2 rRNA genes are annotated in these 3,127 nt (G+C 48.8%); both read left to right on the top strand.

What is annotated here, in order from left to right:
- Nucleotides 1–36 precede the first annotated feature (36 nt).
- A 23S ribosomal RNA gene (locus ACSUE0_RS14505) occupies nt 37–2,959 on the top strand.
- An 80-nt stretch (nt 2,960–3,039) separates the two neighbouring features.
- Nucleotides 3,040–3,127: ribosomal RNA gene (rrf, locus tag ACSUE0_RS14500) — 5S ribosomal RNA — on the top strand; the annotation flags it as partial.

The following is a 3,127-nucleotide window of genomic DNA, read 5'->3' as shown; positions in this document are numbered from 1 at the left end:
TTTTCAACCGACTTGTTCGTGTTGAAAGTCAAAAAAGATTAAGTTATTAAGGGCGCACGGTGAATGCCTTGGCACTAGAAGCCGATGAAGGACGTTACTAACGACGATATGCTTTGGGGAGCTGTAAGTAAGCTTTGATCCAGAGATTTCCGAATGGGGAAACCCAGCATGAGTTATGTCATGTTATCGATATGTGAATACATAGCATATCTGAAGGTAGACGCGGAGAACTGAAACATCTTAGTACCCGCAGGAAGAGAAAGAAAAATCGATTCCCTGAGTAGCGGCGAGCGAAACGGGAAGAGCCCAAACCAACGAGCTTGCTTGTTGGGGTTGTAGGACACTCTATACGGAGTTACAAAAGAATAAACTAGACGAATCATCTGGAAAGATGAATCAAAGAAGGTAATAATCCTGTAGTCGAAAGTTTGTTCACTCTTGAGTGGATCCTGAGTACGACGGAACACGAGAAATTCCGTCGGAATCCGGGAGGACCATCTCCCAAGGCTAAATACTCTCTAGTGACCGATAGTGAACCAGTACCGTGAGGGAAAGGTGAAAAGTACCCCGGAAGGGGAGTGAAATAGAACTTGAAACCGTGTGCTTACAAGTAGTCAGAGCCCGTTAATGGGTGATGGCGTGCCTTTTGTAGAATGAACCGGCGAGTTACGATTTGATGCAAGGTTAAGCAGTGAATGTGGAGCCGTAGCGAAAGCGAGTCTGAATAGGGCGTTGAGTATTTGGTCGTAGACCCGAAACCAGGTGATCTACCCATGACCAGGTTGAAGTTCAGGTAACACTGAATGGAGGACCGAACCGACTTACGTTGAAAAGTGAGCGGATGAGTTGTGGGTAGCGGAGAAATTCCAATCGAACCTGGAGATAGCTGGTTCTCTCCGAAATAGCTTTAGGGCTAGCCTCAAGTGATGATTATTGGAGGTAGAGCACTGTTTGGACGAGGGGCCCTTATCGGGTTACCGAATTCAGACAAACTCCGAATGCCAATCAATTTAACTTGGGAGTTAGAACGCGGGTGATAAGGTCCGTGTTCGAAAGGGAAACAGCCCAGACCACCAGCTAAGGTCCCAAAATATATGTTAAGTGGAAAAGGATGTGGCGTTGCCCAGACAACTAGGATGTTGGCTTAGAAGCAGCCATCATTTAAAGAGTGCGTAATAGCTCACTAGTCGAGTGACACTGCGCCGAAAATGTACCGGGGCTAAACATATTACCGAAGCTGTGGATTGTCCGTAAGGACAATGGTAGGAGAGCGTTCTAAGGGCGTTGAAGCATGATCGCAAGGACATGTGGAGCGCTTAGAAGTGAGAATGCCGGTGTGAGTAGCGAAAGACGGGTGAGAATCCCGTCCACCGATTGACTAAGGTTTCCAGAGGAAGGCTCGTCCGCTCTGGGTTAGTCGGGTCCTAAGCTGAGGCCGATAGGCGTAGGCGATGGATAACAGGTTGATATTCCTGTACCACCATAATTCGTTTTAAGCGATGGGGGGACGCAGTAGGATAGGCGAAGCGTACTATTGGATTGTACGTCCAAGCAGTAAGACTGAGTGTTAGGCAAATCCGGCACTCTTAAGGTCAAGCTGTGATGGGGAGAGGAAATTGTTTCCTCGAGTCGTTGATTTCACACTGCCGAGAAAAGCCTCTAGCTAGAATTGTGGTGCCCGTACCGCAAACCGACACAGGTAGTCAAGATGAGAATTCTAAGGTGAGCGAGCGAACTCTCGTTAAGGAACTCGGCAAAATGACCCCGTAACTTCGGGAGAAGGGGTGCTCTTTAGGGTTAACGCCCAGGAGAGCCGCAGTGAATAGGCCCAAGCGACTGTTTATCAAAAACACAGGTCTCTGCTAAACCGTAAGGTGATGTATAGGGGCTGACGCCTGCCCGGTGCTGGAAGGTTAAGAGGAGTGGTTAGCTTCTGCGAAGCTACGAATCGAAGCCCCAGTAAACGGCGGCCGTAACTATAACGGTCCTAAGGTAGCGAAATTCCTTGTCGGGTAAGTTCCGACCCGCACGAAAGGCGTAACGATTTGGGCACTGTCTCAACGAGAGACTCGGTGAAATCATAGTACCTGTGAAGATGCAGGTTACCCGCGACAGGACGGAAAGACCCCGTGGAGCTTTACTGTAGTCTGATATTGAAATTCGGCACAGCTTGTACAGGATAGGTAGGAGCCTGAGATGCGTGAGCGCTAGCTTACGTGGAGGCGTTGGTGGGATACTACCCTCGCTGTGTTGGATTTCTAACCCGCACCATTTATCATGGTGGGAGACAGTGTCAGATGGGCAGTTTGACTGGGGCGGTCGCCTCCTAAAGAGTAACGGAGGCGCTCAAAGGTTTCCTCAGAATGGTTGGAAATCATTCATAGAGTGTAAAGGCATAAGGAAGCTTGACTGCGAGACTTACAAGTCGAGCAGGGTCGAAAGACGGACTTAGTGATCCGGTGGTTCCGCATGGAAGGGCCATCGCTCAACGGATAAAAGCTACCCCGGGGATAACAGGCTTATCTCCCCCAAGAGTTCACATCGACGGGGAGGTTTGGCACCTCGATGTCGGCTCATCGCATCCTGGGGCTGTAGTCGGTCCCAAGGGTTGGGCTGTTCGCCCATTAAAGCGGTACGCGAGCTGGGTTCAGAACGTCGTGAGACAGTTCGGTCCCTATCCGTCGTGGGCGTAGGAAATTTGAGAGGAGCTGTCCTTAGTACGAGAGGACCGGGATGGACATACCTCTGGTGTACCAGTTGTCGTGCCAACGGCATCGCTGGGTAGCTATGTATGGACGGGATAAGTGCTGAAAGCATCTAAGCATGAAGCCCCCCTCAAGATGAGATTTCCCAACTTCGGTTATAAGATCCCTCAAAGATGATGAGGTTAATAGGTTCGAGGTGGAAGCATAGCGATATGTGGAGCTGACGAATACTAATCGATCGAAGACTTAATCAAATTTTAAATTGTTTTGTTTTGGTTCAATCATATTTTACTTACTATCTAGTTTTGAATGTATAATTTCATACATTTCATTGTCTGGTGACAATGGCAAAGAGGTCACACCTGTTCCCATGCCGAACACAGAAGTTAAGCTCTTTAGCGCCGATGGTAGTCGGACTTACG

Source organism: Staphylococcus sp. AS1337 (genome assembly GCF_051408735.1).
In the GTDB taxonomy this organism is placed as follows: Bacteria; Bacillota; Bacilli; order Staphylococcales; family Staphylococcaceae; genus Staphylococcus; species Staphylococcus xylosus_B.
This window is presented reverse-complemented; position numbering and strand designations above follow the sequence as displayed.